This window comes from Sphingobium sp. TomTYG72, from assembly GCF_055394715.1.
Genome location: NZ_AP027337.1, coordinates 562,907 through 579,032, shown reverse-complemented (window position 1 = coordinate 579,032; position 16,126 = coordinate 562,907). Strand labels below are relative to the sequence as shown.

General features: G+C 61.9%; 13 protein-coding genes. 5 read left to right on the top strand and 8 right to left on the bottom strand.

Annotation, left to right across the window (positions count from 1 at the left end; translation table 11 throughout):
• Positions 1 to 135: 135 nt before the first annotated feature.
• The gene (locus tag ACZ5U1_RS16110; protein WP_464780149.1) at positions 136 to 831 is read left to right on the top strand and encodes a TetR family transcriptional regulator; all 696 of its coding nucleotides are present in this window, start codon (positions 136 to 138) and stop codon (positions 829 to 831) included.
• Between the two features lie 103 nt (positions 832 to 934).
• Positions 935 to 1,996 (top strand): hypothetical protein, encoded by a 1,062-nt coding sequence (locus ACZ5U1_RS16105; RefSeq protein ID WP_464780148.1) that lies wholly within the window; start codon positions 935 to 937, stop codon positions 1,994 to 1,996.
• Positions 1,997 to 2,020: 24 nt separating this feature from the next.
• Here the strand turns inward: ACZ5U1_RS16105 and ACZ5U1_RS16100 are convergent, their stop codons facing one another.
• Positions 2,021 to 2,917 (bottom strand): LysR family transcriptional regulator, encoded by an 897-nt coding sequence (locus ACZ5U1_RS16100; RefSeq protein WP_464780147.1) that lies wholly within the window; start codon positions 2,915 to 2,917, stop codon positions 2,021 to 2,023.
• A gap of 104 nt (positions 2,918 to 3,021) precedes the next feature.
• Here ACZ5U1_RS16100 and ACZ5U1_RS16095 point away from each other — a divergent pair, with 104 nt between their 5' ends.
• The 3 genes from ACZ5U1_RS16095 (at position 3,022) to mmsB (ending at position 6,644) form a co-directional block, all read left to right on the top strand.
• Positions 3,022 to 4,518: a CoA-acylating methylmalonate-semialdehyde dehydrogenase gene (locus ACZ5U1_RS16095; protein WP_464780146.1), complete on the top strand. Its 1,497-nt coding sequence runs from the start codon at positions 3,022 to 3,024 to the stop codon at positions 4,516 to 4,518.
• Between the two features lie 71 nt (positions 4,519 to 4,589).
• Positions 4,590 to 5,732 carry an acyl-CoA dehydrogenase family protein gene (locus ACZ5U1_RS16090; protein WP_464780822.1) on the top strand — a complete coding sequence of 381 codons (1,143 nt, stop codon included), beginning with the start codon at positions 4,590 to 4,592 and terminating at the stop codon, positions 5,730 to 5,732.
• A gap of 33 nt (positions 5,733 to 5,765) precedes the next feature.
• Positions 5,766 to 6,644 carry a 3-hydroxyisobutyrate dehydrogenase gene (gene mmsB / locus ACZ5U1_RS16085; RefSeq protein ID WP_464780145.1) on the top strand — a complete coding sequence of 293 codons (879 nt, stop codon included), beginning with the start codon at positions 5,766 to 5,768 and terminating at the stop codon, positions 6,642 to 6,644.
• Positions 6,645 to 7,278: 634 nt separating this feature from the next.
• On the opposite strand, the gene ACZ5U1_RS16080 is transcribed toward mmsB, so the two are convergent.
• From ACZ5U1_RS16080 to ACZ5U1_RS16050, 7 genes are all read right to left on the bottom strand, one after another.
• Positions 7,279 to 8,628 (bottom strand): MFS transporter, encoded by a 1,350-nt coding sequence (locus ACZ5U1_RS16080; protein WP_464780144.1) that lies wholly within the window; start codon positions 8,626 to 8,628, stop codon positions 7,279 to 7,281.
• Positions 8,629 to 8,676: 48 nt separating this feature from the next.
• Entirely contained in the window at positions 8,677 to 9,681 is a 1,005-nt protein-coding gene (locus ACZ5U1_RS16075) for a zinc-binding alcohol dehydrogenase family protein (protein ID WP_464780143.1), read from the bottom strand.
• 79 nt (positions 9,682 to 9,760) lie between these two features.
• Positions 9,761 to 10,945, bottom strand: a complete 1,185-nt coding sequence (locus tag ACZ5U1_RS16070; RefSeq protein WP_464780142.1) for an acetyl-CoA C-acyltransferase — start codon at positions 10,943 to 10,945, stop codon at positions 9,761 to 9,763.
• A 79-nt stretch (positions 10,946 to 11,024) separates the two neighbouring features.
• Positions 11,025 to 11,477: a MaoC family dehydratase gene (locus ACZ5U1_RS16065; protein ID WP_464780141.1), complete on the bottom strand. Its 453-nt coding sequence runs from the start codon at positions 11,475 to 11,477 to the stop codon at positions 11,025 to 11,027.
• Entirely contained in the window at positions 11,477 to 13,318 is a 1,842-nt protein-coding gene (locus ACZ5U1_RS16060) for an acetyl/propionyl/methylcrotonyl-CoA carboxylase subunit alpha (RefSeq protein WP_464780140.1), read from the bottom strand. Before ACZ5U1_RS16060 ends, ACZ5U1_RS16065 begins: the two co-directional genes overlap by 1 nt.
• A 5-nt stretch (positions 13,319 to 13,323) precedes the next feature.
• Positions 13,324 to 14,925 (bottom strand): carboxyl transferase domain-containing protein, encoded by a 1,602-nt coding sequence (locus tag ACZ5U1_RS16055; protein WP_464780139.1) that lies wholly within the window; start codon positions 14,923 to 14,925, stop codon positions 13,324 to 13,326.
• Positions 14,922 to 16,073, bottom strand: coding sequence for an acyl-CoA dehydrogenase family protein (locus ACZ5U1_RS16050; protein ID WP_464780138.1), 1,152 nt, complete (start codon positions 16,071 to 16,073; stop codon positions 14,922 to 14,924). The genes ACZ5U1_RS16055 and ACZ5U1_RS16050 overlap by 4 nt, the downstream gene beginning before the upstream one ends.
• Positions 16,074 to 16,126 lie beyond the last annotated feature (53 nt).

Sequence of the window (16,126 nt, the reverse complement as noted above, 5' to 3'; positions counted from 1 at the left end):
CATGGGCCGGTGCGTCATCAGCCCTATTTTATGTCGCGAAGCGCGCATAATTATGCGGATCGATCATCCTCGTCGGCTGTGTTGCCTCATGGAGCCGGATCGACGGCTGATCCTTCGAACGCTATGGGTCAGGCCATGAGCAGCGAAAATCTTGAATCTTCCTCTGTTAAGGTGGAGGGGCCGCCACCCACTCCCCGCGCTGTTGGTCGGCCGCGCCGGTTGACCTTGGCTCAAATCCTCGACGCTGCGATCGAAATGGGGCTCGATGGCCTCAGGATCGCGGCGCTCGCCGATCGGCTCGGCGTCCGCCCAGCGGTGCTGTACACCTATGTCACCGGCCGCAAGGAGCTGGTGCGACTTGCAGCGCAGCGTGCTTCAGGGGCCGCCGCCTTCCCGGAGGATGAGGGCCAATCCTGGCGCGAATATGCCACCCAATATGCTGAAGCGCTGCACAAGCTTGTGGAAGAAGGGCAGCTTGTGTCCACCCTCGTCAGCGGCAATCTGGGACCAGCGGTCGAGATCGACAGTTCGGAACAATGGCTGCAAGTCATGCTGGCACGCGGGTTCGACCTGCCCGACGCGTTGGACCTGCTGCGTTCCATCGACCTCATCGTGCTGGGCGGCGCATTCCTCTCTTCCTACGCCCGTGCGGTTGCAGGCGGCGAAGCGGAATATCGCGAAGCCGTGCGCTCCTCGATCAGGCAGCGTTCGGCGGAAGACGTACCGGTCATCGCCACGCATCCTGACCGCTATGCCGATACCGCCCTCCCCCGTTGGCGCACCACGCTGGCGCTAGTGCTCGACGGAGTGGCCACACGGCGCGGCGAATAGTCGAACATATTTTCGGAAATTGTTGCCAGCGAAGCGGTGATGGGATATTCCCGTCTTCAGACCCTGCCGTTCGCGCCGGGAAATTGCTTGCTGGAGAGAGCCTATGCCCGCCGATGTCGCTTCCACTTTCCTGCCCGTCGCGCCGCCCAGAATCGTCGATAATCTCTATACCGAAGATCAGCATCAGCGGGTTCTGGACGTCATCCGTCGGGAAGGCCCCTGGTCCCTGATCCTGGCGCAATATTTCGCCTCGCCGGAGGAGGTGATCGCGACATCCACCGGCTCCATTCCGGAAGGCTTCACGCCCACCTGGGACATGTTCATGAACCCGGTGTTCCGAGGCTACCTCGCCGACAATGGCGTCAATCGCTATCCGGAACTGGACGATTGCTTCTATAACAAGAAGTTCCTCGATATGGCGCGCGCTTATTGGAACACGCCCTATGTCGAATGCGACCAGTTGATGTTCAACATTCAGGGTCCAAGCTCGGCGGGTGGATCGCCGCATGTCGATGGCACGCATTTTCGCGGACTATACGCGGTCAACTGCCCGATCTGGCTGCTCAACATCATGGCCAAGTCCGGGCTGTTCCGGCGCTGGCAGGCGAAAAAGGCGCAGGTCATCGCCTGGTATTATCAGGGTTCGATCGGCGGCGGCTTCCACTATTGGCCGAACGGGCCGCAAAATGATCCGGTCTGCCTCGAAGCGCCGATGTGGGGACGCGGCGTCGTCGTCGAAAATGAAATGATGTTTCACACCGCTCAAGGCTGCGGCCCGGTCGATCAGCGCAAACCTGCGGGCCTCGCGATCAATTCGACCATGTCGGCTGATCCCGACGTCGCTGGTGGCTGGCGGATCATGACCGGCGACGATGTCGTGGCCAAGATTCCCGAGCAGGAATTCCGCCTGCTGCTCCATTGGAATGCGCAGGTTTACACCGATCTCAACGACCTCCGTATTTCGCGCGACCATAGCGATGACATCACGACCGACATGGCGTTCGAGATATTCGTGAAGGACCTACGCGCGCGGGGCGAGATCTTTGAGATGCCGAGCGATCCGCTGCACGACACCAATTTCATTCGCCTGCTGACCCGAGTCTATGATGTGGGAACGCCCAAGGGCGTGCCGCAGGACCCGGTCGAGCCACGACTGGTCGCCTGACTTGCCAAACTTCGCCGGGGCGCATCAACCGATCGAAGCGCCCCCGCCTAGCAGCTCTTCCGATCTTTCCCGCAGCATGTCGGACACGGCGAGAATACGGGCGAGCTTCGTCATTTCCGGATGCGTCACCAGCCAAAAAGAGCGCACAATCTCCACCTCTTCTGGAAAAAGGCGGACCAGCTTCTCATCCTCGGCGACGATGAAGTCCGGCAGCACGCCGATCCCGGCGCCGTCCAGTATCAGCTGGCGCTGCATGCCGATGCTGCTCGACCGGAGCGACGCTTCCAGTCCCGCATAGACCTCGTCCAGATAGTCTAGTTCCGGCGAGTAGAGAAACTCAGGCACATAGCCGATCAGCACATGCTCATGCAGCCGCTCGCGCGGCACCGGAGCCCCCCGCGCCGCGAGATAGCCGGGCGACGCATAAAGGTGCAGCTTGTAGTCAGCCAGCTTTCGCACCGCCAAATGCCCCCGCTGCGGCCGCGCCAGCATCACCGCCATGTCCGCTTCCCGTTTCGACGGATTTAGGAATCCCGACGCGGTAATCACGTCCAGCCGGATGCCCGGATGGCGCGCGTGAAATTCGGGGATGGCAGGCGCCAGGATCCACCGGCCAAAGCCCTCCGCAACAGACAGCCGCACCTGCCCGTTCAGACTGTGCCTCTCCCCCTTCACATCGACGATCGCGGACATCGCCGCGCTTTCAATGCTTTCAGCATGACGGAGCAAGGCGGCGCCATGTTCCGTCAGCGCCCTCTCCGCGCCAGTCTGTTCGAATAATTGCGCATCGAGCGCCTGCGACAATCGCCCCAAGCGCCGGGAAATCGTCGTCGCATCAATGCCGAGTGCCCGGGCCGCCGGAGCCACCTTCTTCAGCCGCGCAACCGTCAGGAATATGCGCAAATCATCCCAATCGAACATCACACGCTATCCATGCAAAAATGCAGATCAACTCTGCAACAAAGGGGAATTGAATGCATTATCGCCTTTCGGCATGATAAGGCAAATCTCATCGAGAGGATGCCATGCGCGAAATTTCCCACAAGCTCGCCTTTGCTCATGACAGCGAAGCGCCGCGCTACAGTGATGTGTTCAATCCTAATGACGGGCAGGTTCAGGCCCGTGTCGCCTTGGGCGACCGCGCCCTCCTCGACCGTGCGGTAGAGGCGGCGAAGGCGGCGCAGCCCGCCTGGGCGGCAGTCAATCCGCAACGGCGCGCCCGAGTCATGTTCAACTTCAAGACGCTGGTCGAGAAGAATATGGACGAGCTGGCGCATCTGCTTTCGTCCGAACATGGTAAGGTGATCGCGGATTCGCGCGGCGATATCCAGCGCGGGCTGGAAGTCATCGAATTTTGCTGTGGCATCCCCCATGCGCTGAAGGGCGAATATACGCAGGGCGCAGGTCCGGGCATCGACGTCTATTCCATGCGCCAGCCGATCGGCATTGGCGCTGGCATCACGCCATTCAACTTCCCCGCGATGATCCCGCTGTGGATGTCGGGCGTGGCGATCGCGACGGGCAACGCCTTCATCATGAAGCCTTCCGAACGCGATCCATCCGTTCCCGTGCGCCTCGCCGAACTGTTCCTTGAAGCCGGCTTGCCCGAAGGCATTCTGCAAGTCGTGCAGGGTGACAAGGAGATGGTCGATGCCATCCTCGATCATCCGGACATCGGCGCGATCAGCTTCGTCGGCTCCTCCGACATCGCCCATTATGTCTACAAGCGCGGGGTCGATAACGGCAAGCGCGTGCAGGCGATGGGCGGCGCGAAGAACCATGGCATCGTCATGCCGGACGCCGATCTGGATCAGGTCGTCAACGACCTCGCGGGCGCAGCCTTCGGTTCGGCTGGCGAACGCTGCATGGCGCTGCCGGTCGTGGTGCCGGTGGGCGAGAAGACCGCCCTTGCCCTACGCGAAAAGCTGATCCCCGCCATTCAGGCGCTGCGCGTCGGCGTTTCGACCGATCCCGAGGCCCATTATGGCCCGGTCGTCACCGCCGCGCACAAGGCGAAGATCGAGAATTATATCCAGATGGGTATCGATGAAGGCGCCGAGCTGGTGGTCGATGGCCGCGGCTTCACCCTACAGGGGCATGAGCAGGGCTTTTTCGTCGGCCCGACGCTGTTCGATCAGGTCAAGCCCAGCATGCGGACCTATCAGGAAGAGATTTTCGGCCCCGTGTTGCAGATGGTGCGCGCCGAAAGCTTCGAGGACGCACTCGCCCTGCCCAGCCAGCATCAATATGGTAACGGCGTCGCGATCTTCACTCGCAACGGCCATGCCGCGCGCGAATTCGCGGCGCGGGTGAATGTCGGCATGGTCGGTATCAACGTGCCGATCCCGGTGCCCGTTGCTTATCACACATTCGGTGGCTGGAAGCGCTCTGCCTTTGGCGACACCAACCAGCACGGCATGGAAGGCATCAAATTCTGGACCAAGGTGAAGACGATCACCCAGCGCTGGCCCGATGGCGGCGCGTCGGGCGACAGCGCCTTCGTCATCCCCACCATGGGGTGACAGCCGCGCGGGGAGAGCGCATGCTCTCCCGCAAAAGCCAGCGGCACGCCATCGCCGCAACAGGATGCATGATGACACAGTTCGACCTTACCGACGACCAGCGCCAGATTCAGGAGATGGCGCGGCGCTTCACCGCTGACGCGATCACGCCCTACGCGGCCGAGTGGGATGAAAAGCACATCTTCCCGCGCGACACGATCCGCGCGGCGGCGGAGCTGGGCTTTGGCGGCATCTATGTGTCGGAAGAGTCGGGCGGCATCGGCCTTGGGCGGCTGGAATCAGCGCTGATCATGGAGGCGATGGCCTATGGCTGTCCTTCCACCAGCGCCTTCATATCGATCCACAACATGGCCGCCTGGATGATCGACCGTTTCGGCGGCCAGCCGGTCAAGGACAAATATCTCCCCTCGATGGTGCCGATGGAGCAGATGGGCAGCTATTGCCTGACCGAGGCCGGATCGGGATCTGACGCCGCCGCGCTCAAGACCCGCGCCGTGAAGGACGGCAGCGACTATCTCGTCACCGGCTCCAAGCAGTTCATCTCCGGCGGCGGCGAGAACGACATCTATGTCACCATGGTCCGCACGGGCGAGGAAGGCCCCAAGGGCATCAGCTGCCTCGTCATTGAAAAGGACATGCCCGGCGTCAGCTTCGGCGCGCAGGAACGCAAGCTCGGCTGGCATTCGCAACCGACAGCGCAGGTCAATTTCGACAATGTCCGCGTGCCTGCGGAAAATCTCGTGGGGGCTGAGGGCGAAGGCTTCCGCATTGCCATGATGGGCCTAGACGGCGGACGGCTCAACATCGGCGCCTGTTCGCTTGGCGGTGCGCAGCGCTGCTTGGACGAAGCGATCACCTATACCAATGACCGCAAGCAGTTCGGGCAAGCCATCGCCGATTTCCAGAACACGCAGTTCACCCTTGCGGACATGGAAACCGAGCTGCAGGCGGCCCGCGCGCTGCTCTACATGGCGGCGGTCAAGGTGACGGAGAACGCGCCCGACAAGACCCGCTTCGCCGCCATGGCAAAGCGGCTCGCGACGGACGCCGGGTCCTCCATCGCCGACCGCGCGTTGCAGCTGCATGGCGGCTACGGCTATCTGATGGACTATCCGGTCGAACGCTTCTGGCGCGACCTGCGCGTGCATTCGATCCTGGAGGGCACTAATCAGGTGATGCGCATGATCGTTGCCCGCGACCTGCTGCGCCCATGAAGGCGGCCAGACAATCAACAGAGGGAAGTCGGCATGACTGAGACTATCGCCTTCATCGGCCTGGGTAACATGGGTGGCGGAATGGCCGCCAACCTCGTCAAGAATGGCTTTGCCGTGCGCGCCTTCGATCTTTCCGACGCGGCCCTCGCAAAGGCCGAGGCGGCGGGCGCGACCCGTGCCAGCAGCGCGGCTGAAGCCGTCGCGGGGGCTGACGCAGTGGTCACGATGCTACCGGCTGGCAAGCATGTCGAAGCGGTCTATAATGACGAGGTTTTCGGCGCGGCAAAAGCAGGGGCGCTGTTCCTCGACTGTTCGACCATCGACGTGGCGACCGCTCGCCGCGTCATCGCCGCAGCGAAGGCGAAGGGTTTCCGGATGGCCGACGCGCCGGTCTCTGGAGGGATCGCCGCTGCAAATGGGGGATCACTAACCTTCATGGTGGGCGGCGACGATGAAGCCTTCGCCAAGGCAAAGCCCATACTGTCCGCCATGGGCAAGGCGGTGATCCACGCCGGTAGTGACGGCAACGGCCAGGCGGCCAAGATCTGCAACAACATGCTGCTGGGCGCGACCATGGTCGCAACATGCGAAGCCTTTGCCATGGCAGAGAAGATTGGGCTCGACGCCCAGACCTTCTACGACATTTCCAGCGTTTCGTCGGGACAAAGCTGGTCCATGACAAGCTACTGCCCGGTGCCCGGCGTTGGTCCGCAATCCCCCGCGGACAACGGTTATAACGGCGGCTTTGCCGTTGCCCTGATGCTCAAGGACCTGAAGCTCGCGCTGGAAGCGGCGGCTTCCGTCAACGCCAGCGTACCCATGGGCGCGCAGGCGGAAAGCCTTTATCAGTTGCTGGCCAACAAGGGCGAAACGGGTCAGGATTTCTCCTCGATCATCAAATTCCTGTCCTGATCAGCAAGTAAGCCGCGCAGCCGCCAAGCCCAGTGGCGGTCCCGATGCCAATGCAACTGAACGCCTCGCCTTCCGTTAACAAGGAAGGTCGTAAAAAAGATGAGGCAAATCAATGCGGATGGAAAGCGCGACGGGCTGGTCGGCAACCTATAGCTACTCTCCCCTATATAGGGAGGATGAGCCCAATCATTGTCCCGGATGTGACAGGCAACATTGGATCATAGGGCGAATGACTGCCGAATGCAGTTTCTGCGGATCGGCCATGCCCCTTGAGAACTTCAGCACCTATAACGCCTCGCCACGGACCGAGTGCCGCAATCACTTAGCGGAAGAACTTCCTGAATATCTGCGGCCCGTCGCCTGAACCGTGCCACGGGGCTGCAATCCCCCGTGTGATCTGAAGCGCAAAAAGCCCCACCTCCGGAAAAGAAGGCAGGGCAGTTTGGGTCGCACTGCAGGATAACCTGCTTCTCGCTAACCAGCTTTGCAGGGCTACGGTTCCGGCTGCGAACCGTCCGCAAAACTTGCGCATTGGTTCCATACCTTTGAATTGTCCCGAAAACGGGGCGTTTCGCGCAAGGTATAACCAACGCTATAATCAGTAATATCACATCGTTCGCTGCACTTGCTGCGCTCAGCCGCACGCCATCGCCTCTTTGGTTGCGGCATAGCTGCGCAATCCGGACCATGCGGCGAGGGCGGCGATTAGCGACGCACATAGGCCCACGGTGGCCAGCGCGGGGCCGATCTGGCCGTTGCCGTCGAACAACGCGTTGTCGATCAACGGCACGATCGCTGTTCCGAGCGACAAGCCTACGAGACTATTTGCCAGAAGGAACAGCGCGGCTCCGGTCGCTCGCATGCTGGGTGGCGTCGCGAGTTGGATCGCAGCCAGCGAGCAGCCGAAATAGCCGTTGAAGCAGAAGGTCAGCACTGAAAAGAGCAGCAGCAGCAGCGTTGAGGAAGGCATGACCGGCGCAAGCGTCGCTGGAATTACGCACAGAAAGGCGAGGATCATCGTCATCCTCAAATTGGCGTCGCGCACGCCTTTCAGCGAAAGCCTCTCCGCCGCGAAACCGCCCGCCAAGGAACCCAGGCTCCCAAGCAGCAGGTAGATCAGCCCCAGACGAAGCGAAGCCTGCCCGGGCGTCATGTCAAAGGTCCGGATGAGCAATGTCGGATACCATGCCGACAGGCCATAACCCATGGTCCCCAGCAACGTGGAATTGGCATAGATCGCCGCGAATGTCCGCCAATGCGCACGCAGGTGAGACAGTGCCGCGCGAAACGGCATACCCGCCTTCACCCACCCCGCACGGCGTGCCGGTTCCCGGGCCACGAAGACCAGCGCCGTCACCAACAGGCCGGGCAAGGCCACAAGCACGAAGGCTGCCCGCCAGGTAGGCATCGGCCCAATGCCCGGCATAACCAGCGCGCCCTGTTCCGCCACCATATCGACAACGGCTCCCCCGACGAGCAGCGCTAGCCCACCGCCAATGGTGATGCCCAGATTATAGATTGCCATCGCTCGCGAAAGCTGGGCTGGCGGGTAGGCATCGCTCAGCCAGCTATGGGCAGAAGGGGAAAGCGAGGCTTCTCCCAAGCCGACCCCCATTCGCGCCATGAACAGATGCGCGTAGCTACCGGCAAGGCCGCAAAGGGCTGTGCAGGCGCTCCAGAACAAAACGCCCACGGCGATGATCCGTCGGCGACTGATGCGGTCAGCCAGCATTCCGATGGGAATCCCGACCACCGCATACAGCATGGCAAAGGCCAATCCCTGCAATAATCCGACCTGCAAATCGGTAAGGCCCAGATCCTGTTTGATCGGCTCGACCATCAGGCTCAATATCTGCCGGTCGACAAAGGAAAGGATATAGGCGACGAGAAATATGCCAAGCGCGACATGACCTTGCCGCAGAGTGGCCCTGCCGCCCCCAACGGCAGAATGTTCGTGGCTCAATTCCTCATCCCCTCGTCCCATGCATTTTCTCTTTTGGTTGATCGCCCCGTGATGCCGATGGAGCCCGCTCTAAGCCCGTAGAACAATCTTCCCGATCGACGCTCCCGTTTCGACCAGCCCATGCGCGGCCTTCAGGCTGGCAGCATTCATCGGGCCAAGATCACGCGTCATCGTCCCCTGCAAAACCCCTTCATCCACCAGCCGCGCTATCTCGGACAATATGCGATGCTGCTCAATCATGTCCGGGGTTTCGTAGATGGAGCGCGTGAAAACACCCTCCCACGCGACCGTGATCGACTTTTGCCGGAGAGCCACGATGTCGAAGCTCTTCACATCATCGATAACCGCCAGGCTTCCTTGAGGCGCGATGATGCGGGCAAAGGCTGGCAGATGCTGATCGCTCGCAGCCAGACTTGCCACGAAGTTGACAGCCCTGACGCCGATCGCGGCTAGCCCTTCATTCAAGGGCTTGCGGTGGTCGATTACATCATGCGCGCCCATCTGCTTCACCCAGGCGATGGTTTCCGGGCGCGAAGCGGTAGCGATCACGCGCAGCTTGGTCAGTTGCCGGGCGAATTGCACCAGCATCGAACCAACGCCGCCAGCACCGTTGACGATCAGGATGGTCTGCCCTTCACCCCCGCCCTGTGACACACGTAAACGATCGAACAGCAGCTCCCAGGCCGTAAGCCCGGTCAGCGGCAGCGCCGCCGCCTGCGCGAAATCGAAGGAACGCGGCTTTGGCCCGACAATCCGCTCATCGACGACATGCAGTTCCGAATTGGTCCCCGGCCGCTTGATGGTGCCAGCATAGAATACGTCGTCACCCGGCGCGAAAAGCGTGACGTCAGAGCCGACGGCTTCCACCACGCCCGCCGCGTCATAGCCCAGAACCATCGGCTCCGCAGCGGGCTTGGCGCCGCCGCGCACTTTCGTGTCGACCGGATTGACGGACACAGCATGCACACGAACCAGCAGATCGCGAGGGCCGGGCGACGGATCGGCGACTTCAATGTCAATCAGCGAGTCTTCCCGCTCCAGCGGGCCGCCTTGCCTGAATCCTACCGCCTTCATCCAGCGCCTGCCTCTCGATAGTTGATCTCAGGGCGAGAGGCTTATTGTTGCTACACGGAAAAGGGAAGGCGCCAATGCGTCAGGCGAGCTCAAACGCCATCGCTGTCGCTTCGCCACCGCCGATGCACAGGCTCGCCACACCGCGCTTGAGACCGCGCTCCTCCAGCGCACCCAGCAGAGTGGCAATGATCCGCGCGCCCGAAGCCCCGATCGGATGCCCCAGCGCGGTCGCTCCTCCATTCACGTTCAACTTGTCGGCGGGGATGCCGAGTTCCTTGGCCGCAATCATCGCAACAACGGCGAAGGCTTCGTTCACCTCGAACAGATCGACGTCGGCCACGGACCAGCCAGCCTTGTCCAGCAACTTACGCATTGCCGGAACTGGCGCGGTCGTAAAACGCGCCGGTTCATGGGCGTGTGCGGCGCTGGCCACTACCGTGGCTATTACCGGCAAACCCATACGCTCCGCCACACTGCGCCTCGTCATCACCAGTGCCGCTGCCCCGTCGGAGATGGACGAACTGTTCGCCGCGGTGATAGTGCCATCAGTAACGAAAGCGGGCCTTAGCGAGGGAATCTTGTCCGGACGGGCCTTACCCGGCTGCTCGTCGGTGTCCACCAACGTATCGCCGCCACGTCCGGGCACCGTCACCCCCGCAATTTCGCGCCGGAAAGCGCCGCTCGCGATGGCCGCCTGCGCTCGCTCCAGCGATCGAACCGCATAGCCGTCCTGCTCCTCGCGTGTGAACTGATAATCACGCACCGCCTCCTCGGCAAAGACACCCATTGCCTTGCCAGGTTGATAGGCGTCCTCCAGCCCATCCATCATCATCGTGTCGATGATCCGGTCGTGACCAATGCGTGCGCCGGAACGGTGCTTGGGCAGCGCATAGGGCGCGTTCGTCATGCTTTCCATGCCACCCGCCACGATCAGGTCGGCAGCGCCTGCTTGCAACGCTTCCTGCGCCATGATGGCGGCCTGCATGCCCGAACCGCACATCTTGTTCACGGTAGTCGCCTGCGTGTCGAGGCCAAGGCCCGCGCCCAACGCCGCCTGCCGAGCGGGCGCCTGCCCTAACCCCGCTGGCAGGACGCACCCCATATAGATACGGTCGATCGCGTCCACCGGCGCACCCGCGCGCTCCACTGCCGCCTTGACCGCAGCCGCGCCCAGATCGGTCGCTTTTAAAGGGGAGAATATCCCCTGGAACCCACCCATCGGTGTGCGGGCATAACCAGCGATGACGACAGGATCATTCTGCATGACAACTTCCTTCAAAAGCCAGCTAGGGTTGGCGCGGCGGCGCCACTGCCAATAAAATCATATAGGTGCGCGCCTATGATCATGCACCGCCGCCCTTGATCAGCGTCATGCGCAAACACTGGCATACCAGCTCGTCCCGCTGGTTCAGCAGCCGGTGCGAAAAGGTGACGACGCCCGCGCCCGGTCGGGATTTGCTGGCGCGCAATTCCACCACCTCCGTCTCGGCGCGCAACGTGTCGCCCAGAAATACCGGCTTGGGCATGACGAGCTTGTCATAGCCCAGATTGGCGATCAGCGTCCCCAAAGTCGTGTCGCCCACAGACAGGCCGATCATCAATGCAAAGGTGAAGGTGCCGTTGACGAGTATCTGGCCAAATTCGCTCGCCTTGGCTGCTTCGACATCCAGATGCAGCGGCTGCGGATTATGCGTCATCGTCGAAAAAAGCAGGTTATCGGTTTCCGTAACCGTCCGCCGGATTTCGTGAACAATGGTCTGCCCCACTTCCCATTGTTCGAAAAACTTCCCCGCCATCAACCTGCCTCCGCTTTTGCTATTTTGACGAGCAGCGTACCTTCGCTCACCTGCCCGCCTTCAACGCCGTGCAGTTCGACAACTTCCCCATCGAACGGCGCGACAAGGCCATGTTCCATCTTCATGGCCTCCAACGTCAACAGCTTCTGCCCCTTCGCCACCTTGTCTCCCGTCGCGATGGACACGGATATGATCCGTCCGGGCATCGGCGAGAGGATCGCGCCATCGGACGCCTCACCGCCTCCCAGCCCGCCAGCTCGCCAAGGCGTCAGCTGCCAACTCTGGCCGCTCTCCGCGATGATCACGCTACATCCAGTCCTGGCCCCGGTCGAAGCCGCCAGCGCAATCTTCACCGGCGTTCCATCCAACAGGAACCAGCCGTCGCGCCGCGCCTCCGCATTCAAGCGAAAGCCCGCCATCGGCCCCGGCGCCGCGAGCTTGAACGCCGCATCCTCCAGAGCCGCCGTTGAAGGCAAGGCAGTCGGCAACAAGGCCTCGCCTTCCCGTCCTATCAGTCCGGTATCTACCCGACCGTCAGCGAAATCGGGATGCTGGAGCGCCTTCGCCATAAAACCGGCATTGGTTTTGAGCGGCCATATGACCGTCTCCTCAAGCGTCTGCGACAGGCGCAACCGTGCTGTATCGCGATCTGGACCCCAGGCGATCAGCTTTGCGATCATCGGATCGTAGAAGGACGATATCTCCGCCCCCTGCTCCACCCCGGTATCGACACGATAACATGGTCCGACATCGAAGCGGTCGAGCCTGCCGATCGAGGGCAGGAAGCCCTTTGCCGGGTCCTCGGCATAAAGTCGCGCTTCCATCGCCCAACCGCTGATCGACAGCTCATCCTGCGCCTTGGGCAAAGGCTCTCCCGAGGCCACCCGTAACTGCCATTCGACCAGATCCTGCCCGGTAATCTCCTCCGTCACCGGATGCTCGACCTGAAGGCGGGTGTTCATTTCCATGAACCAGATGCGGTCGGCCCTAAGACCCTCGGAGCCGTCGGCAATGAACTCGATCGTCCCCGCCCCGACATAGTCGACCGCCTTGGCCGCGCGAACCGCCGCCTGGCAAATCGCTTCGCGGGTCCGTTCATCCATGCCCGGCGCGGGCGCTTCCTCGATAACCTTCTGATGCCGCCGCTGAAGCGAGCAGTCGCGTTCGAACAGGTGGACCACATTGCCATGGCTGTCGCCGAATACCTGCACCTCGATATGGCGCGGGTTCGTTACCCATTTTTCCAGCAGCACCTGATCATTGCCAAAGGAAGACGCCGCCTCACGCTGGCAGGACAGTAGCGCGTCGGCAAAGTCCGCGGCGCTATCGACCTTGCGCATTCCCTTGCCGCCGCCGCCAGCGACTGCCTTGATCAGCACGGGATAGCCGATAGCGTCCGCCTCCGCTTGCAGCCGGTCGGGTCTCTGATCCTCCCCCAGATAGCCGGGCGTCGTCGGCACACCCGCCTCGCTCATCAGCCTCTTGGCTGCGTCCTTGAGGCCCATCGCCGTGATGCTGGCGGGATTAGGCCCGACCCAGATCAACCCGGCGTCGATCACCGCCTGCGCAAACTCCGCATTTTCCGACAGGAAGCCATAACCGGGGTGAATAGCCTGCGCGCCCGTCCGCCGAGCCGCATCAATAATGCGCTCTCCCAGCAAATAGCTTTCGCGCACGGGCGAAGCGCCGATATGCACCGCCTCGTCAGCAGAGCGCACATGCAGCGCATCAGCGTCAGCATCCGAATAAACAGCGACGGTATGAATGCCCATCCGCCGCGCGGTGCGGATGATCCGGCATGCGATCTCGCCACGATTGGCGATGAGAAGGGACTGGATCATCGTCATCACATCCGGAAAATGCCGAACGACGGGCGCTCGGCTACAGGAGCGTTCAGCGTCGCTGCAAAGGCCAGGCCCAGCACATCGCGCGTCTGCGCCGGATCGATGACGCCATCATCCCACAACCGCGCGGTCGCATGATAGGGATTGCCCTCATCCTCATATTTCTGACGGACCGGCGCCTTGAAGGCTTCCGCCTCCTCCGCCGTCCATTTCTGCGCATCCCGATGCACTGTCGCCAGCACGCTCGCCGCCTGCTCGCCGCCCATCACGGAAATGCGGCTATTAGGCCAGGTGAACAGGAAGCGGGGGCTATAGGCCCTGCCGCACATGCCATAATTGCCCGCGCCAAAGCTGCCGCCGATCAGCAACGTGATTTTGGGCACGCTGGCGGTTGCGACCGCCGTCACCAGCTTCGCGCCATTTTTGGCGATGCCCTCTGCCTCATATTTCCCGCCGACCATAAAGCCGGAGATGTTCTGCAGGAACAGCAACGGTATCCTCCGCTGGCACGCCAATTCGATGAAATGCGCACCCTTGACCGCGCTCTCGCTGAACAGCACGCCATTATTGGCGAGGATGGCGACCGGCATCCCCCAGATATGCGCAAAGCCGCACACCAGCGTCGTCCCGTACAGCGCCTTGAACTCATGAAACTCGCTGCCATCGACAATCCGCGCGATGACCTCGCGGACATCATAGGGCGCGCGGACATCCTGCGGCACGATGCCATAGAGTTCCTGCGCATCAAATTTCGGCGGCACCGGATCGCGCATGTTGATATCGATCACCGGCGCGGGCTGGAGCGTCGATACGATGTCCCGAACGATGCTCAGCGCATGCTCGTCATTCTCCGCGACATGATCCACCACGCCGGACTTGCGCCCATGCAGGTCGCCGCCACCCAGATCCTCGGCGCTGATGACCTCTCCCGTCGCCGCTTGCACCAATGGCGGCCCGGCAAGGAAGATCGTCCCCTGATTGCGCACGATCACCGTCTCGTCCGACATGGCGGGCATATAGGCCCCACCCGCCGTGCAGCTGCCCATGACGCACGCGATCTGCGGAATGCCCTGCGCCGACATTTGCGCCTGATTGTAGAAGATGCGCCCGAAATGCTCGCGGTCGGGAAATACGTCGGCCTGATTGGGCAGGTTCGCGCCGCCGCTATCGACCAGATAGACGCAGGGCAGCCGATTTTCGAGCGCAATCTCCTGCGCCCGCAAATGCTTCTTCACCGTCAACGGGTAATAAGTGCCGCCCTTCACCGTCGCATCATTGCAGACGATCATCACCTGCCGCCCCTCGACGCGGCCTATCCCAGTGATCAGTCCAGCGCCCGGGACCTCGCCATGATACATGTCATTGGCCGCGAGTTGCCCGATCTCCAGAAAAGGACTGCCCGGATCGAGCAGCCGCTCCACCCGCTCGCGGGGCAGCAGCTTCCCGCGCCCGACATGCTTGTCCCGCGCCTTGGCCGGTCCACCCATCGCCGCAGCGGCAACCTTCACCCGCAATTCCTCCACCAACGCCCGATTATGGGCAGCATTGGCGCGAAATCCTTCCGCCTCCGGTGACAGCTTGGTGTCCAGCGCTGGCCCGCTCATGCGCCGATCAGCTCCCGGCCGATCAGCATGCGGCGTATCTCATTCGTCCCAGCCCCAATGTCCAGCAGCTTGGCATCGCGCATATAGCGTTCCACCGGCCAATCCTTCGTATAGCCTGCACCGCCCAGCGCCTGCACCGCCTCCAGCGACACCCGCACCGCATTCTCGCTCGCCAGCAATATGGCACCCGCTGCGTCGAACCGCGTCGTCCTGCCCGCGTCACATGCCCGCGCCACCGCATAAACATAGGCGCGCGCCGAATTGAGCGCGACATACATGTCTGCCACCTTCGCCTGCATCAACTGGAATGCGCCGATTGGCTTCCCAAACTGCTGGCGCTCCCGGACATAAGGCACCACCGTGTCAAGGCATGCCTGCATGATCCCAAGCTGGATACCCGCCAGCACAGTGCGCTCATAATCCAGACCCGACATAAGCACGCCCGCGCCGCCATTCAGCGGCCCCATGACATTCTCTTCCGGAACTTCGCAATCCTCGAACACCAATTCCGCAGTCGGCGATCCACGCATCCCAACCTTGTCGATCTTCTGCCCGATCGAGAAGCCCTTGAACCCCTTTTCGATCAGGAAGGTCGTGATCCCCTTCGACCCCTCTCCCGTCCTGGCATAAACGACGAGCGTGTCAGCATAGGTCGCGTTGGTGATCCAATATTTGGTGCCATTCAGGATGTAGCGGTCGCCCTTCTTTTCCGCCTTCAGCTTCATGGAAATGACATCGGACCCAGCACCCGCTTCCGACATGGCGAGGCTGCCGACATGCTCGCCGGAAATCAGCTTGGGCAGATAGCGCGCCTTCTGCTCCGCATTGCCCCAGCGGCGGATTTGATTGACGCACAGGTTCGAATGCGCCCCATAGCTCAGCCCGATGGAGGCGGAGGCCCGTGCGACCTCCTCCTGCGCGACCACATGCTCCAGATAGCCGAGGCCAAGGCCACCATCCTCTTCCGCGACGGTGATGCCGTGCAGGCCGAGCGCGCCCATAGCGGGCCACAATTCCTCACGCGGAAACCAGTCCTCCGCATCGATCCGCACGGCCAATGGCGCGATCAAATCCGTCGCGAAGCGGTGGGTCGTTTCCCGGATCATCTGGGCATTGTCACCCAGAGCGAAATCGAAATCGGGCGTCATGGCCTCTCCTGAATATCTTTCGCCCTTCTACCATGCCGCCAGACGGCTGGAAA

Excerpts from the sequence above, each read along its gene's own strand:
- ACZ5U1_RS16110 (WP_464780149.1), top strand. The coding sequence starts at position 136 with ATGAGCAGCGAAAATCTTGAATCTTCCTCTGTTAAGGTGGAGGGGCCG.
- ACZ5U1_RS16105 (WP_464780148.1), top strand. The coding sequence starts at position 935 with ATGCCCGCCGATGTCGCTTCCACTTTCCTGCCCGTCGCGCCGCCCAGA.
- ACZ5U1_RS16100 (WP_464780147.1), bottom strand. The coding sequence starts at position 2,917 with ATGTTCGATTGGGATGATTTGCGCATATTCCTGACGGTTGCGCGGCTG.
- ACZ5U1_RS16095 (WP_464780146.1), top strand. The coding sequence starts at position 3,022 with ATGCGCGAAATTTCCCACAAGCTCGCCTTTGCTCATGACAGCGAAGCG.
- ACZ5U1_RS16090 (WP_464780822.1), top strand. The coding sequence starts at position 4,590 with ATGACACAGTTCGACCTTACCGACGACCAGCGCCAGATTCAGGAGATG.
- mmsB (WP_464780145.1), top strand. The coding sequence starts at position 5,766 with ATGACTGAGACTATCGCCTTCATCGGCCTGGGTAACATGGGTGGCGGA.
- ACZ5U1_RS16080 (WP_464780144.1), bottom strand. The coding sequence starts at position 8,628 with ATGGGACGAGGGGATGAGGAATTGAGCCACGAACATTCTGCCGTTGGG.
- ACZ5U1_RS16075 (WP_464780143.1), bottom strand. The coding sequence starts at position 9,681 with ATGAAGGCGGTAGGATTCAGGCAAGGCGGCCCGCTGGAGCGGGAAGAC.
- ACZ5U1_RS16070 (WP_464780142.1), bottom strand. The coding sequence starts at position 10,945 with ATGCAGAATGATCCTGTCGTCATCGCTGGTTATGCCCGCACACCGATG.
- ACZ5U1_RS16065 (WP_464780141.1), bottom strand. The coding sequence starts at position 11,477 with ATGGCGGGGAAGTTTTTCGAACAATGGGAAGTGGGGCAGACCATTGTT.
- ACZ5U1_RS16060 (WP_464780140.1), bottom strand. The coding sequence starts at position 13,318 with ATGATCCAGTCCCTTCTCATCGCCAATCGTGGCGAGATCGCATGCCGG.
- ACZ5U1_RS16055 (WP_464780139.1), bottom strand. The coding sequence starts at position 14,925 with ATGAGCGGGCCAGCGCTGGACACCAAGCTGTCACCGGAGGCGGAAGGA.
- ACZ5U1_RS16050 (WP_464780138.1), bottom strand. The coding sequence starts at position 16,073 with ATGACGCCCGATTTCGATTTCGCTCTGGGTGACAATGCCCAGATGATC.